The 21,203-nt window shown below is 60.5% G+C and carries 21 protein-coding genes and 2 pseudogenes; 10 read left to right on the plus strand and 13 right to left on the minus strand.

Annotated features, from left to right (window positions below):
- The first annotated feature begins 14 nt into the window (after positions 1 to 14).
- Together RIN13_RS12465 and RIN13_RS12470 are read left to right on the plus strand one after the other, a co-directional pair.
- On the plus strand, positions 15 to 599 hold the full coding sequence (locus RIN13_RS12465; protein ID WP_309107657.1) for a hypothetical protein: 585 nt from the start codon (positions 15 to 17) through the stop codon (positions 597 to 599).
- Positions 600 to 1,832: 1,233 nt separating this feature from the next.
- Positions 1,833 to 2,318, plus strand: a complete 486-nt coding sequence (locus RIN13_RS12470) for a hypothetical protein (protein WP_309107658.1) — start codon at positions 1,833 to 1,835, stop codon at positions 2,316 to 2,318.
- A gap of 144 nt (positions 2,319 to 2,462) precedes the next feature.
- Here the strand turns inward: RIN13_RS12470 and RIN13_RS12475 are convergent, their stop codons facing one another.
- Entirely contained in the window at positions 2,463 to 3,074 is a 612-nt protein-coding gene (locus tag RIN13_RS12475) for a TetR family transcriptional regulator (protein ID WP_309107659.1), read from the minus strand.
- Between the two features lie 86 nt (positions 3,075 to 3,160).
- Between RIN13_RS12475 and RIN13_RS12480 the strand changes: the two genes are divergently transcribed.
- The 3 genes from RIN13_RS12480 to RIN13_RS12490 all read left to right on the plus strand — a co-directional run bounded on the left by RIN13_RS12480 (position 3,161) and on the right by RIN13_RS12490 (position 8,611).
- Entirely contained in the window at positions 3,161 to 3,772 is a 612-nt protein-coding gene (locus RIN13_RS12480; RefSeq protein ID WP_309107660.1) for a flavodoxin family protein, read from the plus strand.
- A complete protein-coding gene (locus RIN13_RS12485; protein ID WP_309107661.1) occupies positions 3,769 to 4,794 on the plus strand; it encodes a nitronate monooxygenase in 1,026 nt (341 codons plus the stop codon). The genes RIN13_RS12480 and RIN13_RS12485 overlap by 4 nt, the downstream gene beginning before the upstream one ends.
- A 976-nt stretch (positions 4,795 to 5,770) precedes the next feature.
- Positions 5,771 to 8,611, plus strand: a complete 2,841-nt coding sequence (locus tag RIN13_RS12490; protein ID WP_309107662.1) for a hypothetical protein — start codon at positions 5,771 to 5,773, stop codon at positions 8,609 to 8,611.
- Positions 8,612 to 8,955: 344 nt separating this feature from the next.
- On the opposite strand, the pseudogene RIN13_RS12495 reads toward RIN13_RS12490, so the two are convergent.
- The 4 genes and pseudogenes from RIN13_RS12495 to RIN13_RS12505 form a co-directional block, all read right to left on the minus strand.
- Positions 8,956 to 10,206: pseudogene (locus tag RIN13_RS12495) on the minus strand (IS256 family transposase).
- 309 nt (positions 10,207 to 10,515) lie between these two features.
- Positions 10,516 to 10,785, minus strand: coding sequence for a recombinase family protein (locus RIN13_RS20520; RefSeq protein ID WP_375164771.1), 270 nt, complete (start codon positions 10,783 to 10,785; stop codon positions 10,516 to 10,518).
- A 120-nt stretch (positions 10,786 to 10,905) separates the two neighbouring features.
- Positions 10,906 to 11,322 (minus strand): hypothetical protein, encoded by a 417-nt coding sequence (locus tag RIN13_RS12500; RefSeq protein WP_309107663.1) that lies wholly within the window; start codon positions 11,320 to 11,322, stop codon positions 10,906 to 10,908.
- 10 nt (positions 11,323 to 11,332) lie between these two features.
- The gene (locus RIN13_RS12505) at positions 11,333 to 11,599 is read right to left on the minus strand and encodes a hypothetical protein (RefSeq protein ID WP_309107664.1); all 267 of its coding nucleotides are present in this window, start codon (positions 11,597 to 11,599) and stop codon (positions 11,333 to 11,335) included.
- A 234-nt stretch (positions 11,600 to 11,833) separates the two neighbouring features.
- Here RIN13_RS12505 and RIN13_RS20525 point away from each other — a divergent pair, with 234 nt between their 5' ends.
- Positions 11,834 to 12,058, plus strand: coding sequence for a hypothetical protein (locus tag RIN13_RS20525; RefSeq protein ID WP_375164772.1), 225 nt, complete (start codon positions 11,834 to 11,836; stop codon positions 12,056 to 12,058).
- A 144-nt stretch (positions 12,059 to 12,202) separates the two neighbouring features.
- Here the strand turns inward: RIN13_RS20525 and RIN13_RS12510 are convergent, their stop codons facing one another.
- Positions 12,203 to 13,075: a DUF5937 family protein gene (locus RIN13_RS12510; RefSeq protein ID WP_309107665.1), complete on the minus strand. Its 873-nt coding sequence runs from the start codon at positions 13,073 to 13,075 to the stop codon at positions 12,203 to 12,205.
- Positions 13,076 to 13,292: 217 nt separating this feature from the next.
- Here RIN13_RS12510 and RIN13_RS12515 point away from each other — a divergent pair, with 217 nt between their 5' ends.
- Both RIN13_RS12515 and RIN13_RS12520 read left to right on the plus strand, forming a co-directional pair.
- On the plus strand, positions 13,293 to 13,538 hold the full coding sequence (locus RIN13_RS12515; protein WP_309107666.1) for a hypothetical protein: 246 nt from the start codon (positions 13,293 to 13,295) through the stop codon (positions 13,536 to 13,538).
- A gap of 73 nt (positions 13,539 to 13,611) precedes the next feature.
- Positions 13,612 to 13,830, plus strand: a complete 219-nt coding sequence (locus RIN13_RS12520; protein ID WP_309107667.1) for a hypothetical protein — start codon at positions 13,612 to 13,614, stop codon at positions 13,828 to 13,830.
- A 435-nt stretch (positions 13,831 to 14,265) separates the two neighbouring features.
- Here the strand turns inward: RIN13_RS12520 and RIN13_RS12525 are convergent, their stop codons facing one another.
- On the minus strand, positions 14,266 to 14,502 hold the full coding sequence (locus tag RIN13_RS12525; protein ID WP_309107668.1) for a hypothetical protein: 237 nt from the start codon (positions 14,500 to 14,502) through the stop codon (positions 14,266 to 14,268).
- Between the two features lie 145 nt (positions 14,503 to 14,647).
- Positions 14,648 to 14,812 (minus strand): annotated as a pseudogene (locus RIN13_RS12530) (hypothetical protein); the annotation flags it as partial.
- 433 nt (positions 14,813 to 15,245) lie between these two features.
- Here RIN13_RS12530 and RIN13_RS12535 point away from each other — a divergent pair.
- Complete coding sequence (locus tag RIN13_RS12535) at positions 15,246 to 15,476, plus strand: DUF2283 domain-containing protein (RefSeq protein ID WP_309107669.1); 231 nt, start codon at positions 15,246 to 15,248, stop codon at positions 15,474 to 15,476.
- Positions 15,477 to 15,485: 9 nt separating this feature from the next.
- On the opposite strand, the gene RIN13_RS12540 is transcribed toward RIN13_RS12535, so the two are convergent.
- Positions 15,486 to 15,671 carry a hypothetical protein gene (locus RIN13_RS12540; RefSeq protein WP_309107670.1) on the minus strand — a complete coding sequence of 62 codons (186 nt, stop codon included), beginning with the start codon at positions 15,669 to 15,671 and terminating at the stop codon, positions 15,486 to 15,488.
- 171 nt (positions 15,672 to 15,842) lie between these two features.
- A complete protein-coding gene (locus RIN13_RS12545; RefSeq protein WP_309107671.1) occupies positions 15,843 to 16,301 on the minus strand; it encodes a recombinase family protein in 459 nt (152 codons plus the stop codon).
- Positions 16,302 to 16,376: 75 nt separating this feature from the next.
- On the opposite strand from RIN13_RS12545, the gene RIN13_RS12550 reads away from it, so the two are divergent.
- A complete protein-coding gene (locus RIN13_RS12550; protein WP_309107672.1) occupies positions 16,377 to 17,609 on the plus strand; it encodes an IS110 family transposase in 1,233 nt (410 codons plus the stop codon).
- 81 nt (positions 17,610 to 17,690) lie between these two features.
- Here RIN13_RS12550 and RIN13_RS12555 read toward each other — a convergent pair whose 3' ends face one another.
- The 3 genes from RIN13_RS12555 to RIN13_RS12565 all read right to left on the minus strand — a co-directional run bounded on the left by RIN13_RS12555 (position 17,691) and on the right by RIN13_RS12565 (position 21,094).
- Positions 17,691 to 17,864, minus strand: coding sequence for a hypothetical protein (locus tag RIN13_RS12555; RefSeq protein ID WP_309107673.1), 174 nt, complete (start codon positions 17,862 to 17,864; stop codon positions 17,691 to 17,693).
- A gap of 340 nt (positions 17,865 to 18,204) precedes the next feature.
- On the minus strand, positions 18,205 to 19,884 hold the full coding sequence (locus RIN13_RS12560; RefSeq protein ID WP_309107674.1) for a glycoside hydrolase family 13 protein: 1,680 nt from the start codon (positions 19,882 to 19,884) through the stop codon (positions 18,205 to 18,207).
- A gap of 136 nt (positions 19,885 to 20,020) precedes the next feature.
- Complete coding sequence (locus RIN13_RS12565) at positions 20,021 to 21,094, minus strand: LacI family DNA-binding transcriptional regulator (protein WP_309107675.1); 1,074 nt, start codon at positions 21,092 to 21,094, stop codon at positions 20,021 to 20,023.
- Positions 21,095 to 21,203 lie beyond the last annotated feature (109 nt).

Consider the following 21,203-nt stretch of genomic DNA (forward strand, 5'->3'; position numbering starts at 1 on the left):
AGTAGGCTCCTCCGATGGGGAAAAGCAGAATACCGGGAACGTCACGTGTCGATCCGTCGCGGCCAGCAAATGCAGCACTGGTGCTGACCCTCGTGGCAGGTCTTTGCCTGACTGGATGCGGCGTCCCACTAGGCGTTCCATCAGGCGTTCCATCAGGAAGCGGGGACGGCGCGTCCGCCGCCGCATCACCCAAGCCGACAGCCGCCTGTCCACGTGTTGAGGAAATGCCGGATCAGGAGCGCCATTGTGCCGTCTACGATCCCGACGCGGCGATGGCTGAGAACGAGCGCTACCGCGAGAAAAGGCCTGTGAGCGCGGAGGTGCAGGCGCAGCTCGAAGCCTATGTTGGCCCGGCGCGGACAGCGCTCGAGGGGCTGAAGCAGCCGGCCACGGTGGCCGACGTCAAGCGGGCGCTTGGCTCGATCGGCCTCGATGAGCGAAAGGTCCAGACTGAGGACATCGGCACGGGAATCAGGTTTGGCGCCAGCTCAGGGACGGGCGGCTGTGTTACCGGGAGCGTGGGCGTCGACGGGACCGTTCATCTCTCGGCTGGAGGAGGCATCCTGGACGGCGGCTGCCTCGCTATGTCGGGGCACTGATACAGACGACTGGGTGGGCCTCGATCGGCGCGCTTCGATCTTCATCAGCCCGGAGCCTAGAGGCGTCAAATCCCTCCCGGCCTGGTTGTGGAAGCATTTGTTTACGGACACGAGTTATGCCCATCGCCGTGGCTGTTTGTTCCCGAGACATTCGACAGGCGGAGAAGGGGTATCAAAAAACGGTCGCTAAAAATCCCCTCCGCCGTCCTGCCGACCCGTATAGGCTTTGACGGTGAATTTCCAAGGACCACCAGGGCGACAACTCTGAGCTCAAACCACATATCAAGCTCTATGTCTGGTTTCTGTTTCTCCCCGTACTGCCTTCCCTCGGTGTTTTTACCCCGTTCTATGAGCAGAGCCAGCTCTTCAGAGAAGGCGGGTGGTGGAAGTCGTTGACCTTGCCACAACAGATAGTTGTGCTCCTCCTCGGCATGGCCATGTGGCTAGCCGCAGTCACCGTCGTGGCACTTCTGCTCTCACTCTTTTCACGCCGGTGGCGTCAGGGGTTTTGGTTACCTGCAGCCAGTGGACTCAGAGGAGCTATCAGTTGGCTCGGATTACGACTTGTGAGTTGCAAGGTCCTCAATCGGTTGGTAGAGCAGGAGACACAGGCTAGAGCAAAGATGAAAGCTGATGCGGGTCCGCCAAAGGGGAGCCGCACTGGATTGGCAGGTGAGGTGGCTTATGGGGATATCAGCACCCATGAGAACCTCTACAATCCAGATCTTAGTGTCGTGTGGAGGAGTACTGGATTAATGCTGGGGAAGCTCGTGCCTTCCCGCGGCAACCATTGGGAAGTTCACTACGGTGAAGTTGAGGAACGCGGCATTCAGCCGCAGTTTGTGACACTGGAGAAATCAGGTCGGGTAGCAGAACCTTGGGAGGGAGTTGAACGGTTGCGGCGACGGGACCTTCGAGAAAGTTCAGATACCCAACGGACGAGCTGAGCTAACTCGTTAGAGGAACTCACGTCCTCGCTCCGGCTGCTGGGAAGCTGCTCGTCACTCCGCTGTGGCTGGGTTAGTGTCGCCGGCGGTTGTGCCATACGGCATGCTGGTCGAAGTCAAGCTACCGTTTTATTCGCCAACTGACGGTGTCCCAGTTCCTTGGAACTGGGACACCGTCCCGATGGGAGATATTGCCCGCCAGGATTTGTGGACTGAGTAGTTGTTGTACCGTAGTTCGGGCCATGGGTTCGGCGCCTCCCCCACTCGCCCAAATCCTTCTGTCCACATGCCCGTTGGCGGCGTTGATTCGCCTACCCTGCGCGAGCTGGCTGGCGTTCGGGGGAACGAGTCGAGATTCGTCCTCGCCGAGCTGGTCGCCCAGACCAGCGCCGAGCTGGGAATCGGGTTTTCACCGGATCCCACCGGATCTATTGCCCTCCGGCTTATGGCCCGCCGGACAATTGCAGGACGCCTCGATCCAGGAGAACTCACGTCCTGGGTCAGCAGGTATATCGGGCCTGCAACTGAGGAGTTCGCGGAGCCTTTCGTGCACCTGGGTTGGCTGTACGACGAGGAGCTGTTGAATTTCACGAGGGAAGACATCGACCGCGCCGTCATCTCCGAAGCAGAAGCTTTTCTAGCCGGAGAGCCGTCCAAATGGTTGGAGCTTCCTATCAATGCAAGCAACCTGACCGTCCTGTCCCATCGAAGAAGCCTGGCTGCCCGAATTCGGGGCTGGCTTAAGTTGGCGACGCCCCGGCGCTCAAGATGAACCTTCCTTAGCCGGTCCCTGACGTGTCCCACCACATCCTTGGAGAGTGGGACGGTGTCGGTGGGACGTTTTGAATCGACTGGAGAGGCAGACGATATCGCTCGCAGATGCGAGTGCCTCGTCACTGATCCCAGTGTGGCCAGATTAGGTGTTGAATCGGGTGGACGTTACACCAAGAAGTCCTGTTATCTGCTGCCAGAGTGGGTTGAGGAGTGACGGGTCGTTATACAGCTTTGCCAGCAGCACCGTGCCCTCTAGTTGAGCAATGACAGATCTTGCATTGTCCAGTGTGGCCTTCTGATTCCCGAGGGGCCCCGTAACCGTCGCCCCGAGGAGGGACTCCAGGACGAGTTGGCATTGGTCATCAAAGATTTCCCGGAGGCAATCGCGCAGATCTTGCTCGGAGGCGTTGGTTTCAAGAGCGAGGTTGCCGTAAAGGCAACCAACAACGGACCCCGTTGAGCGTTGTTGGTCTTGCTGTAGCTGAACCTGTTCTTGGATGAGCGCCTCCAGCCCTTCGAGCCCGGTTCCTGTATCGAGGAGCTCAACCCAGCGGCTCCGTTCCTGTGACCATGCCGCCCGCAGTGTCGCGACCGTCAGCGCCTGCTTCGACTCGAAAAAGTAGTAGAAACTTCCCTTTCGTACATCTGCTTTCTCGCAGATCTCGGCCACCCCAATGGCGCTGTATCCCCGGTCATGCATCAGCAGGCGTGCCGCGTCCATAAGGTGCTGAGGTGCATCACTTGTCCTACCCATGGCTTAAGTATACGACCGGTCAAATATTGACGCATAGTTGACCAGTCGTCTATGTTGGCAGTACCCAATAGAAAGAGGAAGAAACAATGGATGCACAGGCCGACGTCGAGGTAGCCGTGGCGTACCACAGTGGATATGGACATACAAAGCGCCAGGCCAGGGCGGTTGCTGCCGGCGCACGGCAGGCCACCGGAGCCTCGGCCGTCCTCTATGACGTAACCGAGCTTAGCGAGGAGCTGTGGGAGGGACTTGCCCAGGCGGATGCGATCATCTTCGGAACTCCCACCTATATGGGAAGCCAGTCATCTGTCTTCCAGGCGTTTGCGGAAGCTAGCGGAGCGGTGTGGGCGGCGCAGGGGTGGAAAGACAAGGTTGCGGCGGGCTTCACAAATTCCGCCGGCGTGAATGGGGACAAGCTCAATGTCCTGACATCTCTGTCCTTGCTGGCCGCGCAACACGGAATGCACTGGGTATCCCTCGGCCTGCCTCCCGGATGGCTGTACTCATCAACCGGAAGCGTGGAAGATCTCAACCGACTGGGCGGTTTCGTGGGTGCAATGGCGCAATCCCCCTCGGACGCCGCGGCAAGTGCCGCGCCATCGGAAGCTGATCTGCGGACGGCTGAGCACCTGGGCCGCCGGGTAGCTGAGGTTGCTGTTCAATTGCGTCACGGAGCAGCATTGTTGGTGCACCAGTGAACCCACTCAGCCAGCTTCTAGGGATCACTCACCCCATTGTCCAGGGCCCTTTCGGAGGCGGACTTTCGACGATCGAACTTGCGTCTTCCGTATCAAACTCCGGCGGACTGGGTTCGTTTGGTGCCCACATTCTCCTTCCCGGAGAGATCCACGACGTCGTGCAGTCAATCCGCTCCCGAACACCGTCGCCTTTTGCGATTAACCTGTGGGTTCCGCAGCCTGGGGAGAAGGATGTCGTCGATCTTAGCCCGCATATCGAGCGTCTCGCCCCTCTCTACGCCCGGCTTGGGGTGGAATGGAACGGCGAGGTCCCCGAGGTCCCAAACTTCGACGAACAACTTGACGCACTTCTCATGGCGGCGCCTCCGATCATCAGTTTCGTGATGGGGCTTCCGCCGGCATGGGCGATCGAACGTGCCAAGAGCCAGGGGATTCTACTGATTGGCACGGCCACGACCGTTGCTGAAGCCCGGTCCATAGAAGCAGCAGGGCTCGACGCCCTAGTGGCGTCAGGCAGCGATGCCGGCGGGCACCGAGGGGCTTTTCTTCGCCCCGCACCCGAATCATTGGTAGGCACATTTTCGCTCATCCCCCAAACAGTGGACGCCGTCCAGATACCCGTGATCGCTGCCGGCGGGATCGCAGATCGACGAGGCATCCTTGCCGCCCGCGCGCTGGGGGCGGACGGTGTGCAGATTGGCACCGGATTCCTGGCCACCACCGAGTCCGGCGCCAGTGCCGTGCACCGGGAAAAGTTAGCCAGTCCCGACGCGGAGACAACAGTCCTGACTCGCCTCTTCTCGGGACGACACGCCCGCGGGATCGTCAATGCCCTCATTCGAGATCTCGCATCAGAAGAAGGCCGTGTACCTCACTACCCGGTGCAAAACGCGTTGATGCAGCCGCTGCGACTAGCAGCCGCCCGGAGCGGCAACAGCGACTACCTCAACCTTTGGGCCGGCCAAGCAGCGCCCCTCGCGCATGCACAATCGGCCGAGAAGTACTTCGACTCCCTTCTATAGACACCGGTTAAAAATTGTCGAAGGAAGGCCAGGCTAGCCGGCCACAGCTCCAGTCGATGTCCAGGTCCACGCGCAGTACTGTCCACCATGGAAGCCCGCCCGTCCCCCAATCGGCGGGCTTCTTGTGCCGCGTCAGTGTCCCAGTTCCATGGAATTGGGACGTGTCAGCGGAGTGGACAGTGGTGGGCGGGAAATTACGAGACTTGGTCAGGCTCACCTCGCCCTTGCGAAGGCTTTCCTTTCGTCCACTCGTAGTCGAAATTTCACGCCTGTACCGTGCCATCGGAAGGTCCGTCGATTCCCCCAATTCTCGGCGGACCTTCTTTAGCCCGCAGTCTCCAAAAAACTCAAACTCCTGATTTCAAGCGGACCTGAATCACGAGGTTACTGACTCACGTATCCTCGCCACATCAACGTCGGGGCCATCATCGAAACATCAGGACACGATCCCCGCGATGTGACCATAAACGTGTTGGCCCGTTTTCTCTCTGACGCGGCTCTGATTTTGCAACATGCCGACGTCCACTGCCTTAGGGCTGGGACACTACCTGCGGGATGACTCAGACCCAGGCAGATGGAGCCAACAGAATATCGAGCAATCAGACGCGTAACCAAGGCGAACAGTTCAAAGAGAGCCATCCCAATTGCCAGTCCCTGCGCCACAAAAAGCTGGATGCACTTTTATAAAAGGTAAGTAGGCTGTCTTTATTTACTGATTTGTATTCTTATGACAACAAATTGACAAAACTAAAGTTGCCCCTATTATTTATGGTGGGGGGAAGCAACTACCGCATTCTGCAACAGCTGCGACCCGCGTATGACGCGGGTCAAGATCTGGCCCGAGCACAAACTCAGGGGGTAGAAGTTGCTTAAAACTCGTCCAAATTCTCATTCGATGCCGGATCAGCGGCCTGCGAAGGGTGGGAAGAGAGCTGTTTCAGCCCTTGCAGCCACGGTTGTGGCCTTGACCGGTCTGATGGCTGGCCCCATTGCTCCGGCACTTGCCGAATCCAACCCCGTTGGGCTGCAGATCCGCGGCAACAACACGTTTAGTCTTTACGCTGAGGCCGGGGAAACCGTTGACGTTAATTTCACGGTTGCCGGACGCTACTCAGGCACGGCAGATGCTGTTGTCACAATTGAACGACCCGGGGCCGCTCCGCTGACCTGTGCCCTCATCACTAACACCTCGCCAGTCGGAACTGCCTGCGACTGGGACGATTTGCCTGTTATCCAGACCGGCGTCTGGTCTGTGACCTACGCCGCCACATCGGGTCCCAGCGCTGCCACCGTGGATTGGAATATCTCTGTCCAAGATGCCGGAACTTCTGTTCCCGGACGCGTCTGGACCGAACGATACGGCGCTACATCCGCCGCAGGGACCGCTTCATTCTCGTTCTGGTACCAGAGCGAATTCGGGGACCAGTACAAGGCCACCTATCTGGACTACAACGGGGTCGACTCGATTTTCGTGGCTGATGCCACGGGTCTCCGTCAGCCCGGCACCTGCGATTCCGTCTACGAGAGCGGACAAATGCCGCTGGGCCCCTGGGGTGACCCGTACACGACGCCCATGCCAGGAGAATGTGGGGATCCGTACAAGATCTTCTTTGCCGCTCCCAGCGCTGACCTTCCGGTAAGCGCCACGAGATGGGACGGAGCCTCTGACTGGATCCTGCCCCCTGTGGTCGATCCGACCATCAGCGCGGGAACCTTCACCCCTGCGAACAACACCGATCAGAGCGGTTCCCTGGCGTTCACCTCCACGAACTTCGCCGGGAACATGAACATCCTGGTCGATGCTAACAACGACGGTGACTTCACCGATCCCGTTGACCGGACCATCCCGTACTACAGTGCCGGCGGCGGCAATAGCTTCGCTTTCGACGGCCTCGACGGCCTGGGTGCGCTGATTCCGTCAACGCAGCCCATCTCCTTCCGCGCCGTCGCGGATCGCACTGGCGAAATCCACTTCGTTAATTCTGACGTCGAAGTACGCGCGGGCGGCATCGAAGTGATCGCCCAGCGCGGCCCGAACGCCGGAAACCCCACCCTCTATTGGAATGACGTTCCCCTTGTGGGAGAAGGCACGCGCTGCTCCACCACGCCCGCACCTGACGGGACCGCCGGAATTGACTCCACCGGCGGCGTCCACTCCTGGGCTGACTGTGTGGGAACCGCCTCGAACAGGAACGACGGCATCAATGGTTCCTGGGGAGACACCCGCAACATCAACGACTGGACCTACCGCCCCATCAACGCCTTTGTCGATGTTGAGGTGGCTGTCCGGGGAAACCTGGCGATCGATAAGACCGTCACCAACACCACCTACCAGGGCCAGGGCAACTGGCTGGTCAACTATGAAATCGGTGTAACCAACCTCGCAGCCGCACCGTCGGAATACTCCCTCGCGGATGAATTCCAGTTCGGCGCCGGGTACACCGTCGTCGGCGCACCGGTCACCGCCAACACCGCACCCTCCGGCATCGTCACGAACGCTGCCTTCGATGGAGCGGCTGATCAGCTCATCGCACCGGCTGCTGCAGGGGATCCGCTGGTCCCCATCGCGGCCAGCGCCACCCACACCTACACCGTGGCCGTCACTGTCAACGCACCGGGCATTTCCTCCATTGAGGCCGGGGACTGCACCCTCGGGACCGGCGAAACAGGCACCGGCTTCCGCAACGAAGCCTCCGCAACAGGGGCAGCCGAGGACACAGTCTCCGATACTGACTGTGCCTCACCGGGCAGGCCCGTCGTGACCCAAACCAAGGAAGTCATTGGAGTTCCCAGCCAGGACGCCGCCACGGGTGACTGGTTCATCAACTACCGCATCACCGAAACCGCAACGGGCGACGGAGCTACCTCCTACACCCTGAACGACGCGCTGGCCTATGGCGCAGGGATCACTGTCAACTCTGCCGTTGCCAGCGCAGACCCGGCAAGCGGCGCCCCGGACCCGTCCCAGACCTGGAACGGCGCGTCCGACACCACCCTGGTCACCGACGCGGAGATCTTCGGCGGAGACACCCACTCCTACGTCGTCGCCGTCAGGGCAACAGTTCCGGACGGAACCGCCACCACCCCGTCCGCCGCGAACTGTGACCTTGAGACGGGCGAAACCGGAACAGGGTTCCTCAACGCAGCGACTGTCTCCCAGCAGGGGGCAGAAGATGAGACCGACACCGCCTGTGGAGAGCCCGCAGCAGTGTCAATCACCAAGGCTGTAGTCGGGACACCGACAGTCAACGCTGACGGAACTACCACCGTCAACTACGACATCACCGTCACCAATGCGGGACCGGGCAACGCAGAATACGACCTGGACGACTCCCTGCACTTCGGGGCAGGGATCACCGTAAAGTCAGCAACAGCGACCAACACGGCCCCGGGAAACATCTCAACGAACACGGGCTGGAACGGCACCTCGACCTCCCTGATCGCTGAGAACGTCGTCTCCGAAGGTTCATCCGACGGCACACCGGTCACGCACGTGTACCGGGTTACCGTCATCGCCACGGTGCCGCCGGCACAGGCTTCTGCCGCGGCAGACTGCACCCTGGATGCAGGTGAAACCGGGACAGGTCTGCTCAACACTGCTACGCTCACCAGCGACCGCGGCACCGGTGCAGCATCTGCCTGCGCCGACGCACCCAAGATCACCATCACTCCTGCAGGGGCACCCCTTGCAAATACAAGTGGATCACTTGCAAACACGGGCATGGATGCAGGACCGCTCGCCCTGGGCGCGCTGGCTCTGTTCCTGCTCGGCGGAGCGGCCATCACCACGGCAAAAATCCGCCGCCGCCAAAACTGAACACAGGCCCCTAAGAACTAGGAGCTGAACCGAAACAGCGCCCGGACGCGGATCAATTCCGCCGCCCCGGGCGCTGTTTCGCTACCGCGCGCAGAAGCGGCCCACAAAAGACTCCCGGCCCCCGCGCCGGGAACACAAAGCGGCGACCGGATGACGTCCCCCGACAATCCCGGTCGCCGCTGGAGAAGCCAGGACATGGCCTCGTTGCGGGAGGTGAAAAACCGAGTGGGACACGGGAGTGTTCGCCGTGCCATGGCGAAGTTGGCAATGACACGAGAACTGTCCCCGGTTTCCACACAAGGGGGACTGTCCGATAAACGGTGTGTGGATCCGGCCGGTTTTCATTAGTGAGTGGTTCTTTCGAACCGACCGGCGAAGGTAATCGCGAACGCGTTCACGCAGGCTTCCACCTCATCACCCAGCGTGCCCGACCGCCGCCGGTCGGATCAAGAGACCTGGTGACCAGATACAGGCATTTCAGGGCAGCGGCCTCGTTCGGAAAGTGCCCGCGGGCCCTCACAGCCCTCCGGTAGCGGGCATTGATCGACTCGATCGCGTTCGTTGTGCAGATCACCCGCCGGATCTCCACGTCGTACTCCAGGAACGGCACGAATTCCGCCCAGGAGGACTCCCAGAGCCGCACGATTGCCGGATATCGCTGACCCCACTCGGCCGTGAACTCGGCGAACCGGTCCTTCGCCGCTTGCTCGGACGGGGCCGTGTAGACCGGCTTGAGCGCCTTGACGATGCCGTCGCGGTGCTGGCGTCCGGCGTAGCGGAAGCTGTTGCGGATCAGGTGCACGATGCACTGCTGCACCACCGTTCGCTCCCACGTGGTCGTGATCGCCTCAGGCAGGCCCTTGAGCCCATCGCAGACAGCGATCAACACATCTTCAACGCCCCGGTTCTTCAGCTCGGAGAATACCTGCAGCCAGAACCGGGCACCCTCGCCACCGTCGCCGGCCCAGATGCCCAGAATCTCCCGCTCCCCGTTCACGGTGACGCCCATAACGACGTAGAACGGGGTGTTGCGCACCTGCCCGTCACGGACCTTGACCACGACCGCGTCAACGAACAGCACCGGATAGATCGGATCCAAAGGCCGGGCCGACCATTCGCCCGGTTCCCCTGCGACTTTCTTCGTGATGCGGCTGATGGTGTCTTTGGAAACTCTGGCCCCGTAGACCTCCTCGAAGTGCGGCGGCGATTTCCCCGGTGGTCAGGCCCCGGGCGGAGAGCGAGAGGACGATCTCATCGATCCCGTCCAGACGCCGTTTCCGTTTGGGCACGATCACCGGCTCGAACGAGCCGTCCCGATCCCGGGGCACCTCAATCTCGACCGGGCCGATCTCGGTCAGCACGGTCTTTGACCTGGTGCCGTTGCGCATGTTGGCTGCGATCGGCCTCTGGCCATGCTCGTGCCCGAGGTGCTCGGTCAGTTCCGCTTCCAGCGCGGTCTCCAGCACATTCCTCGTGAGCTGGTTCAGCAGCCCGCCCGGGCCTACCAGGCTCACGCCCTGTTCCTTGGCCAGCGCGAGCAACCGCTCCGCAAGCTCCTTCTGATCGATGATCTCTCCCGTCACAGGATCGATCATCACCCCTGCCATCTCGGTCGTGGACTCTGACACGGCCATCTCCTTTCGGATCAGGCCAGACCCCACACACCGTTATTCAGACAGTCCCTCCCGCAACGGCAATTTTCCGGGATTACGAGAATATGGCGACGAGTAATGGCTGTGTCAAGCATGCGAGGTACCTGGCGAGCAGTTGCAGGCAGCCTTTGCCGAAGCAGTCGTCGGGGTTAGGGTTTCGTGAGGTGCCGGTAGATGGTGGGTCGGATGACGCCGAATTCCTGGGCGATGTGCGCGACGGTGTGGGCGCGTTTACCGTCTGGGCCCTTTTCTTCATACATTTCCCGGGCGAGTTTGACCTGACGGGGCCCGGGTTTTGGTTTCTGTCCCCCGGTGCGGCCGCGCGGGGGCAGCGGCTAGCCCGTCACGTGTTCGTTCGGACATCAGGGAGTGCTCGAACTCGGCGATTGAACCGAGGATCTGGAAGAACAACCGACCGAGTCTGGCAGGCACAGGAACCGTGAGGTAAAGAGGCTCTTGGGGCTCCCGGCCGGGTGACGGGCGGTGACAACCACAAGCTGCAGGGCGGCGGTTATGCACCACTTGGTAGCCGTAGGCCCGCGTGACGCTATCACGGCAAGTCTCGGTTTCGTCCGGGCTGAATCCTTGGGTCTTTGCCGGAGATACGTTGCACGAGCTTGGCAAAGAGTCCTGTCGTTGCGGTTAAGATTCGGACCGCTCTGGTTCTGTTAGGTCAATGTCCCGGTGTCCGCTGGCCATGAGTGCGATTTCAATTTCAAGCGCTGTGTCAGGACTTTCCTGAACTTGGGCGGCATTGCTTTCGAGGTGTTCGAAATAAGCCTTTGAGCGGGTCCTGACCGGCCCATCCTCTTTGATCTTCAATCCGCCGATTTTCGACGAAAGAAGAACAGACTGCCTGAATTCTTCACCCATTGCATCAATGGAATCCTCGTACAACAGGAGGTCCGAGAGGATGGGCAGGCGCAGTTTGTTGTTGGCATTCCATGCACCCCATAGCCGGTGCCGGCCGTTACCCAGGATGTCATCCCAAGGATCAGCAGGGGGCGCTTCCGCGTTTGTAAACCAAGACCTGACGATCTTACGTTCCGAAGCAGTCAAGGAGAATCCATCAGGAACCGATAGCTCGAAGACGGGTTCCGCCTTCGTCTTCAACAGCTCGGTAGTTTTTCAGGAGCAACTGTAGGCCCAGCTCATGGACAATCTCACCGATGACGTTCCAACGAATAGAGTTTCTGGCGTCGTGTCGCTGCTTGCCGTCTTCAACATCCGGATCGACCAGCCACGGCATTTCAGAGCTGGCGGCGAACCAGAACCGCTCAGGGTGCGAGAGCTGGACTTTGATCTGTGGCGTCTGGTCAACGGGTGCAGTGGTCATGGCGCGCAGTCTAACCTCGATGACGCGCTACCCAGGGGACTTCAGCGAGACACGTAGTGTCCGTGCCATTTATCATCTGCTGGGCGGCGGACGTTTTCTGCAGTCACCCAGCAGTTGCAGTGTTGAAGGTTGTCATCTGACCATGCCACGGCAACGTACTGATCTGTCCAGTGTCGGACCGAACACCAAGGCGTCAGCGGCACAGCCTATTGGCGGACGCAAAAATCGGGGCCCATGCGAGTATGGATGGTCGAATACACGCCGGGTTACCTGGCCGATCACTGGTGCGTAAAAGGCCACGTCCTACTGTGCACGGCTGGGCGAGCTCCACACCGAACTGGAGGACGGCCGCACGTTCGTGCTCGAGGCTGGCATGAGCTATCAGGTAGCCGACGACGCCAAGCCCCACCGCTCCGTCCACCGCAACCGGCGCCACCCTCTTCATTGTCGACTGAGTAACACGCCTAAGAGCGCGGATCAATCGGGAGCGATCCCGCGTTCTTGCGTGCTAATCGCCCGGTTGTATTGACCACTACGATTGGTGTCGCGGCTGGGGTTATCTTCTAATGCTTAGGTGGTCGTCTTTGTAAGGTGGCCGACGGTTCAGGCGCGTGAGAGCAGGGCTTCTCCGAGTTCGCCCCGCTGGTAAAAGACCTCACGGCCGGAGCGCAGCGATTCCGCGAGGCCGCTTCCCGAGAGCACCCTGAGATGACCGCTCACGGTCCCTGCCGCGAGGTCCAGGGCGCAGGCGAGCTGCGTCGTTGTCATCGGGACGTCCAGCTGAGCGAGGATCTGCGCTCGGGTGCGCCCAAGCAGGGCGGACACGGGGGATTCCGAGGTTTCCCGCACCGTATCCCAAAGGCGCCCGACGCCGCGCGGGGCATAGGTGATGGAGGGGACGAAGGGTTGTACATTCAAAACCAGCGTGTCCGGCCAGACGAAGGCGTTCGGGACCAGTATGAGGCCATGTCCGGGGTCCGGGACGTTGTTGGTGGAGCAGGAGCAGCGGCGTCGCACAATTTCTAGGCCAGTGCTGGTGGGCCGCACGCTGGGATGCAGGGTCTTGAAGACCTCTTGGATGCCGTTCCGGGCCAGCTGTTCCAGCCTGGCATCGACGTCGGCCAACAGCACCGAGCGCAGCCGGGGCCAGAAAGGCTCGACGGCGGTGGCCCAGTACCATTCGAGGGCTGCGAGGATCCGGGAGACTGCGGTGTCGAGGTCGTTCAGGAGCTCGTCGATGGTGAGGCGGGAGGGGCTTTCGGCCGTCCGATCCGCTAGACGGCGGAGATCACGTTCCCAGAATTCCGTCGGGACGGCCCGGATGGCCTCTAACGACTCCCCGAAACTGTCCTGCCGTTGTTGAGTCGGAGTCAGCGAGTCAGCGATGTATCCGTTCGGCAGCACGAGCGCTGTGAGGATGCTGAGGTGCTCCTGCGCCCGTGAGTCCGAAGATGCCGCGATACGCTCCTTCGCCATTCTGATCCACGGCCGATGGAGAGGGGTTCCCTTCTGCAGCGCTCTAATGCTCGCGACAGTTTCCCAGAGGGGCGAGATTAGGAAACGGACCTTCGTAAGGTCCTCAGTGCCGAGCGCGATTTGCATGTCATCACTGTATTCTCCGGGCCGGGATGCGCCACGATTCGAGCTGGACCGAATCGTGGCCTGAATCCCAGGAACGGCTCACGCTTGGGACATGAGCACAAACACCCGCACCGCGTCCCTTGTCCCTGCCGGCCGCCGTCTCTCCGCCCCGGTCCAATCAGGGAATCGTCTCGCCGCCCGTGTGCAGGGTCCCTGCGCGGGACTGCTGCGGAAGATCGGTGCTTTCCTACTCTCCATCCTTCGCGAGGCCGTCCTTATGGATGCCCGTCTCCGGGAGCACCGCGAGCACGACCGGGTGGAGTTCCAGCGAGCCGGCGGGAACATCCGTTACTTCTGAGCATTCCGGTGCCCTCGGTACGCAACTTCTTCACGTCGTGGCCAGAAAGGAAGCTAGAGCAGAAATTTGGGGAATGATGAAATTTACAGAGCTTCAGCAATATCTAGGAATGCCGCCGCAAAACATCGATTTCGATAAATTCCTCCCCGCGCACAACATTTCCGGGCGCCCAAAATTCCGGGAAAGTCCGGTCGAGTCGATCGATCTTCCCGAAAAAGGGATCTCACTCGTTTTCAAGGAAAGCTCAGCTTTCAAAAACACTGGGGGCCGACGAAGGAAGATGGCGAAATGATCTTTGCCTCGCTGCAAGTGTTTAACAAGGGAGGCGATGTCGGCTTCTCGCGCTACGCCATTTATTGCCCTAGGGCCTGAACTTTGAAAGTACCTTGGGGGACGCCTTTGCCAGATTTGGTGAAGCAACGTTCGATCATGTATCCGGGCCCAATCATGTGTATCTCTGGTACAACTTCCAGCAGGCGGGATGGACGTTTGCGGTCTGTTTTCTCCCCGGCGAGAAAGGCGTTTCATTTTTCTCAGCTTGGAAAAAGCAAAACTCAGGCCCCCGAGGACGAGGAAGCTAAATTTTTCCACGAGGGTTTGATTCGTGCCCCGCAGTGCTCTGAAACCAATCCAATCTGGCTGCATCTGCAACAACACGTCACGCTCCAGACACTACCGACTGCAGCCTTACGTTCCCCACGAATCGCATAGAAATCCTTCACTTCAGTCAGGCGGCACGACCCGGGAACGCAGGCAAGGACCTCGGCATCCCTAGGAGTTGCCCAAGATAACGGCGGCCGAGCTGCAAGCCGCGAAGCTCCCCTGATGACAGCAGGGCATAGATCGTGGGCATGCCCACGATCAGGATTTCTTTGACCTGGGAGAGCGTCAGAAAACGCGGGAACCTCGGCTTTTCCGGTTCCAGTGCCGGCATCTCTTCGATGTCCTTGCTCCACTGCGCCATGGCTATTAGTCATCGTTCCGGTGTTGAAGTTCTTCGCGGGTGTGCCGGCCACGGCGGAGGGCACCGTCGCGGACCCCCGGCAGTTTTTACCACCGTTGTACTTGCGCTGAAGCCGCTTCACTTCCCGCAGTGTCGCCGCTTCGATCAGGTCTGTAATGGACGCGTACCCTTCGAGGTGGCCGGCTTCCTGCGCAACTGCCCTCACCTGGTCTGCGTCCGTTTCAGTAAAGTACGGCGAGAAGGACTTGTTCTTCCTAGGCACCGGCACGGGGGTCCGCCGGCCACGGGTAGAGGCTGTCCAGGTACCCACCGCCGATGCTCATAGAGCCATCGGCGTTCGTGCGGATATCCGAGTGCTCGTGGCTGCCGCCGGCATGGGCGATAGCGGTCAGTACCAGTGCCAGGTTCCGCCTGTCTAAGCCAGGAACGACTCACCCAGGACAACCAGAACGTTCTCGGCCAGCGACGCCGCCAGCATCAATAACGGCGTTCACCTCCCGACATCCCGTCAAGGTGTTCGGGGATGGACTCGAAGTCGATCCACGCTAAAGACCCTTTCCAATACTTCCATCAGGGCGCATTGAAGACGGGGCTATTATGACTCGACGTCACGTCTCTCTATCGGAAGCGTTGGTGGAACCGTCACAACCGTCATCGAGAACGCCCAACTACATTAGGAATTTGCAGTACTTAACTCCCAAATGAGAGCCAAAGACCAATCTGCTAATGAAGGTGCAGAAATAATGAGAATCAGGTACGACGCTTCGGTCGACGCAGCCTACATCTATCTCGCCGATGAAATCTGGCTCGGCAACGCGGCCAAGACCTACCCATGCGACCCCATTGAAGTCGACGGAATGATCAACCTCGACTTCAACTCGGAGGGAAGACTGATAGGTATTCAAGTTCTGTCGGCCTCCGCCAAACTGCCACCCGAGTTGCTCAAACTGGCCGAGAAGAGGCAATCTCCCTAATCTAAGGGCTCATACAACGTTCTGGATGCCTCGGAAACCGGCCAACTCACGACGTCGGTAGCGTCCGATTACCAGCGCGTGGCCCAGCGTCCTGGTCAGCAAGGACATGCTCACGCTCAGGGTCGCCGCGATCTCTTCGAGCTTCTTCCCCTGACTCCTAAGGTCCATCGCGGCCGCCAGCTTGGCCGGCGTCATCACGGGTGGCGGCCCGCCCGATCCACCCTCGCCTTGGCCGCTGCAAGGCCTGCCCTCGTCCTCTCCGATAGCCGGGAACGCTCGACTCCGCTAGGGAAGCGAACATGTTGAAGATCAATTTTCCGTGCGCACTTGTCGTGTCCAGCCAAGGTTCCGCTAGCGAACGGAATGCTATCGCCCGCCGCCCCAGAGCGGTAACGATGTCAGAGGGTCAGCCGTGCTCCGCCCAAGCCTGGTCAGATCGGCGACAACCAGGACGTTCCCCGGCTGAAGATGCTCCAAACAGTCCTGCCACCTCGCCCTCGCCTGCGTCGCATTCGAGGCACGCTCCATGAACACCTTGATAGCGCCAGCATTCACAAGGGCATCAACTTGGGCATCGAGGGACTGCCAACGAGTGCTGGCCCGGGCATAACCAATGACGTTAGGACTCACAGAACCAGCATTCTCTTCAACACCAAAAAACACGGTAATACTGGAAAAGGTCTTGAGCCGGCGTGACTCAGCAAAAAACTGACGTGCCTGGCGGCACTGTCTTACCGACGATCTGTTCGCCGGCTCAAGGTCCGTCAAAGGGGTGTTGAGCCAGGCGGACATGACTTCATAGGAGCCTGATTCGACCAGTCCCATTACCGTTTTGTCTGCCCACCTGGCCCGCGCCCCATTCATGAGCCATTGATCTCGACTGAAGGGGCAACTTCCATCTTGGCAAGCGAAACAACGAATGTCATCGCCGGTATCGACACCCACGCCGACACACACCATGTGGCCATCATCAACGAATTCGGTAAGCCCATCGCGGACAGGGAATTCCTGGCCGTAGGGTCCGGATACCGCAAGATCGTGGACTTCATCACCAGCCACGGCACGGTCACCGCCGTGGGCGTCGAAGGAACAGGCTCATACGGGGCCGAAATCGCCAGGAGCTTGCGCGGTGAGGGTCTTTGTGTGCTGGAGGTGAACCGCCCGAACCGGGCGGCGCGCCGGCTGAAGGGCAAATCCGATCCTTTGGACGCCTACCAGGCGGCCCAATCGGTACTTGACGGTCGCGCCACATCGGTCCCCAAGGCCAAGGACGGTCCCGTTGAATGCCTGCGAATCCTGCGTGCCGGGCGCACGTCGGCAGTGAAGGCCCGGACCGCGGCCATCAATCAGATCAAGGGTCTGCTCGTTTCAGCCCCGGACAGACTCCGGGCAAAATACCGGGGGCTCGGAACCTCAGCGATGATCACGGCCCTACAGCGCACCAGACCCTCGGGCCACATGGCTGACCCCGAGTACGTGTGCCTGCTGACGTTGAAAGCCCTGGCCACTCGTTGCCAGTCCCTCGCGGCAGAAATCGCCACCGCCGACGCCGCCCTGAAGGAAATCCTCGACACTTACGCGCCGATGCTATGTGACCTTCCAGGAGTAGGAACGGAAGTAGCCAGCCAGCTCCTGGTCACCGTCGGCGACAACCCCGACCGCATAGAAAACGAGGCCCAATTCGCGGCCCTTGTCGGGGTCGCACCCATACCCGCATCCTCCGGCAAAACCACCCGTCACCGGCTCAGCAGAGGCGGCGATCGCAACGCCAACCACGCCCTCTATCAGGTCGTTCTGGTCCGTATGGCATCCTGCCAACGAACCAAAGATTATGTGGTCAAACGCACCACGGAGGGCAAGAGCAAACGGGAAATCATGCGCTGCCTCAAACGCTACGCGGCACGGGAAATCTACCGCCAAATCACCAACCCTCGGGCGGCTCCCGACAACTCGGATCTTCACCAAATGCGCACCACACTGGGTTGCACCATCACGACCGCAGCCCGCGAACTTGGCCAATGGCCTTCAAAAATATCTCTTCTGGAACGGGGACTCCTCCGAAACGACACCCTAGCCACGAACTACCGCCAATGGCTGACCGAGCAACCAGCCAAAATCCGATCTGATGATTGAAGTGCAGTACCGTATCCCGAAGTTTCGCCGTCGTAATTGCGGGCCGCATGGCAGGCAAGAGTCTCACTTGGTACAGCGTGCTCAGTCGTGCTGTTGGCGTACTAAGCCGAAGGGAACTGCAGGATGCGCCCGAACGATGTAGCGACCGGCGCCGATGCGTGTAATTAGGACTCCTATCCCATAGTGCATGGCGGCTTCGGCAACTTCAGCGATAGCGTCCTTGAGAGCCTGATCCACCTCCCCCTCTTTCGTCACGCTGATTTCCAGCATCCCTGGGGGAAAGGGACGCGTGCCTTCAACCGGCGGGATCATATGCCTGCCGACCGATCATCGTCGGCGCGCCGAGTAGAGCTCCGAGGTCGGACTAGGCGTCGTTCACCACGGATGAGGTCTGTTTCGATACTCGAATCGTGGCTCCGCGACGTGGCTGCAGAACATCCCGGATCCCCGATTTCTCTGACGGCCACTGGAGCACCGTGGACGTTTCTGGCGAGTTCGCGAAGTGGTGCCTGTCCGGTCGTTGCGGGATCGCCGTCCGTCGATTCCAAATCGCACGCCGCCGTCGGGCGCCTCAGCGATCGACGGGTAAGCGAGGTCAGATAATCCATGCTGTGGTGTCAGCCGGTAGCTTCCCCTCAGCTAGCGGGCTGCTGCTGATGAGTACGGTCCCGGCAGGAAGCGGTACAGGTTCAGGGGCGAAATTGGTGACAGAATGCCATCCGTTGGGCCGCACAAAGTGCAAAACCTGTGCGTTCGGCTCATCGACCCACTTGAGTTGTTCGTCCGACTGGAGACTGCGGCGTAAGGCCAGCGCCTCCCGATACAGGCCTAAGGTGGAGCCGTCCTGCTCCTCCTGGACGGCGACGGCGTACGAGCTGAACCACGCAGGCTGGGGCAAGTGTGCTGCGGTCGCCCCGAAGCCGAGCGCGACACCTTCGGCTGTCCAGGGCAGTGGGACCCGGCAGCCGTCACGGCCTATCTCGCTGCCAGGGTTGCGGAAGAACGTGGGGTCCTGGCGGTCTGTATCTGGTATCTCAACTACTTCATGAAGGCCAAGCTCCTCGCCTTGGTACAGATACGAAGATCCGGGCAGTGCGAGCATCAGCAGGGATGCCGCCCGTGCCCTGCGCGTGCCCAACTCCCGGTCCAGGACCGGCTCCGTACCGCCGCTCATCAGCCATGCATGGGCGGGCCCGTTTCGTCCTGGGCCCTTGGGCAGCCCATACCTGGTGGCATGCCGGACGACGTCGTGGTTGGAAAACACCCAGGTCGAAGGTGCTCCGGTGACTTCTGACTCAGCCAGGTTGCGCGTGATGATCTCCCGGAACTGACCGGCGTCATAGGCAGACTGCAGCAAGTCGAAGTTGAAGGCCTGTCCCAGGCCCTCCGCTCTGGCGTAGCGACCACGGCGGTCCGCATGGACCCAGGCTTCGGCCACTGCAGTGCGGGGAGGATCGTATTCGTTGAAGAGAGCCCGCCATCCTGCATAGATTTCGTGGACTTCGTCGCGGTCCCAGAAGGGGTGGGTCCCGTCGGTCGTTTCGTCTTCCGCCGGCATATCTGCCCAGGCCGGCAATGGTTCGCGGAGGTCCTTCATCAAGGCGTGGGCCACGTCGATGCGGAAACCATCCACGCCCCTGTCCGACCAGAAGCGCAAGGTTTTCAGAAAGTCCTGACGCACCTCTGGGTTTTCCCAGTTGAAGTCCGGCTGCTCCGTCGCAAACAGATGCAGGTACCACTGACCAGATGTCCCATCAGGTTCAGTAACCCGGTCCCAGGCCGGTCCGCCGAACACCGACTCCCAGTCCGATGGCGGCAACTCGCCGTTCGTGCCCTTACCGTCGCGGAAGATATACCGCTCCCGTGCAGCCGAGCCCTTCGGAGACGCTAGGGCCTCTCTGAACCATGCGTGGCGGTTGGAGGAGTGGTTGGGAACGATGTCGACGATCAGCTTGATGCCGGCATCATGCAGAGCGCTCACCATCTCATCAAAGTCATCCAGCGTGCCCAGCCTGCGGTCAACATTTCGGTAGTCATCGACGTCGTACCCTCCGTCTGCCAGGGCCGACGGGTAAAACGGGCTGAGCCAAACGGCGTCGATTCCGAGCCGTTGCAGATACGGCACCTTGGCAGTGATGCCCCTGATATCCCCCAGGCCGTCGCCATTGGAGTCTGAAAAGCTGCGGGGATAGATCTGATAGACGGCGGCCTGGCGCCACCACGTCGCGTCCTGAACTGGGTGCGCCGTGACAAGGGTTTGGGATGGGATTGTCATGAGGGGTTTTCCTGTTCTGCCAAACGATCTGCGTACAGGCGGAAAGTCTGATTTGCGGGCGGTCATCGAGGCGCGCCTAAAGGACGTGTGCCCCTCGCTTGGTGTTGTTGTCTAACGAATCGCTTGGCGTTGCTGTTTAAGGAGTTGGGGGGTTGGCTAAGGGTCCTCCGCCATCGCGCAGCACCAGCCGTGGAGGAAGGAGAATATGCTGGGGTGCCTTCGTTTGGTTCGCGGGGCCGTCGAGGATTGTTCGCATGATCTCGACTACCTTCTCGGCCACTTCTTCCACGGGCTGGGAGATGCTGCTCATGCCCACTGCGGCAGCGACCGGGGTGTCGTCAAAGCCGATAACGGCCGGGGATTTGTCCGGGAATGTGGCTCTGAGTTGTTCCGACGCCCCGAGCGCGAGGGAGTCGCTGGCACAGACAATGGCGGTGGCGCCGTTCCTATGTAGGGTCAGGGCTCCGGCTGCACCCTCGCGGATCCTGTCGGGGACGCCCACGGACAACAGCTCAAGCTCTGCTGGCTCTAGATGCGGGGAGAGCGCTGCTTTCCAGCCTTCCTTGCGGTCGCGTCCGAGTTCATAACCTGTTGGACGGGCGCGTGCGAGGTCTTTGCCCTCGGGCCAGCCGAGAAAGCCTATGCGTCGGTGGCCTTGAGTGAGCAGGTAGTGGGTGGCTTCGGCGGTTCCGACCCGGCCGTCGACGTCAACCCAGGAGTGGGGGCAGCTGTCATTGTCAGCTGCCCAAGGTCGCCCGAAAGTGACAAAGGGGACTCCCCTGTCCATCAGCCAGCTCGTGCGTGGGTCGTCCTGCCGAGTGTCGGCGACAATGAAGCCGTCAAGTTCGGCGGTCTCCAGAAGCTCCTCATAGGCTTCGATCTCGGCGTCGTCGTTTGCAACGGCAAATACCGTGACACGGTAGCCGTGCTCATACAGTCTCTCCGTGAGGGCATGAAGGAATCGATCCATAATGGCTGTATTGATGCCGTCGGGGGACGGAAAGAGCCGGTAGCCAAGGTTCCGGGATCGCCGGGTGCGCAGTTGCCGGGCGGCATTGTTTGGCCGGTATCCTGAAGCCGCAATCAGCTCCCTGACCCGTTCCAGGGTAGGAGGACTGACTCGCTCGGGGGCGTTGATGGCGTTGGAAATGGTCTGACGGGACACTCCGAGCTGCCCTGCCAGGCTCGCCAGGGTTGGTCGGGAACCCATGGATCCTCTGCTTCCTTACTGGTTGACGCAATATCTGGGGCGAAACTTGAACGATCAAACCTTGTTTTCTTCAGTGTAGGACGGGCGACCGAGGAAGGCGGGGAGCCTG

The sequence above is a fragment of the Arthrobacter sp. genome, from assembly GCF_031179985.1.
In the GTDB taxonomy this organism is placed as follows: domain Bacteria; phylum Actinomycetota; class Actinomycetes; order Actinomycetales; family Micrococcaceae; genus Arthrobacter.

Excerpts from the sequence above, each read along its gene's own strand:
- RIN13_RS12545 (WP_309107671.1), bottom strand. The coding sequence starts at position 16,301 with ATGGGACTGGTCGAATCAGGCTCCTATGAAGTCATGTCCGCCTGGCTC.
- RIN13_RS12540 (WP_309107670.1), bottom strand. The coding sequence starts at position 15,671 with ATGACGCCGGCCAAGCTGGCGGCCGCGATGGACCTTAGGAGTCAGGGG.
- RIN13_RS12470 (WP_309107658.1), top strand. The coding sequence starts at position 1,833 with ATGCCCGTTGGCGGCGTTGATTCGCCTACCCTGCGCGAGCTGGCTGGC.
- RIN13_RS12565 (WP_309107675.1), bottom strand. The coding sequence starts at position 21,094 with ATGGGTTCCCGACCAACCCTGGCGAGCCTGGCAGGGCAGCTCGGAGTG.
- RIN13_RS12475 (WP_309107659.1), bottom strand. The coding sequence starts at position 3,074 with ATGGGTAGGACAAGTGATGCACCTCAGCACCTTATGGACGCGGCACGC.
- RIN13_RS12490 (WP_309107662.1), top strand. The coding sequence starts at position 5,771 with ATGGCTGGCCCCATTGCTCCGGCACTTGCCGAATCCAACCCCGTTGGG.
- RIN13_RS12480 (WP_309107660.1), top strand. The coding sequence starts at position 3,161 with ATGGATGCACAGGCCGACGTCGAGGTAGCCGTGGCGTACCACAGTGGA.
- RIN13_RS12515 (WP_309107666.1), top strand. The coding sequence starts at position 13,293 with ATGAGCACAAACACCCGCACCGCGTCCCTTGTCCCTGCCGGCCGCCGT.
- RIN13_RS20525 (WP_375164772.1), top strand. The coding sequence starts at position 11,834 with ATGCGAGTATGGATGGTCGAATACACGCCGGGTTACCTGGCCGATCAC.
- RIN13_RS12560 (WP_309107674.1), bottom strand. The coding sequence starts at position 19,884 with ATGACAATCCCATCCCAAACCCTTGTCACGGCGCACCCAGTTCAGGAC.
- RIN13_RS12520 (WP_309107667.1), top strand. The coding sequence starts at position 13,612 with ATGATGAAATTTACAGAGCTTCAGCAATATCTAGGAATGCCGCCGCAA.
- RIN13_RS12505 (WP_309107664.1), bottom strand. The coding sequence starts at position 11,599 with ATGACCACTGCACCCGTTGACCAGACGCCACAGATCAAAGTCCAGCTC.
- RIN13_RS12510 (WP_309107665.1), bottom strand. The coding sequence starts at position 13,075 with ATGGCGAAGGAGCGTATCGCGGCATCTTCGGACTCACGGGCGCAGGAG.
- RIN13_RS12465 (WP_309107657.1), top strand. The coding sequence starts at position 15 with ATGGGGAAAAGCAGAATACCGGGAACGTCACGTGTCGATCCGTCGCGG.
- RIN13_RS12525 (WP_309107668.1), bottom strand. The coding sequence starts at position 14,502 with ATGGCGCAGTGGAGCAAGGACATCGAAGAGATGCCGGCACTGGAACCG.
- RIN13_RS12535 (WP_309107669.1), top strand. The coding sequence starts at position 15,246 with ATGAGAATCAGGTACGACGCTTCGGTCGACGCAGCCTACATCTATCTC.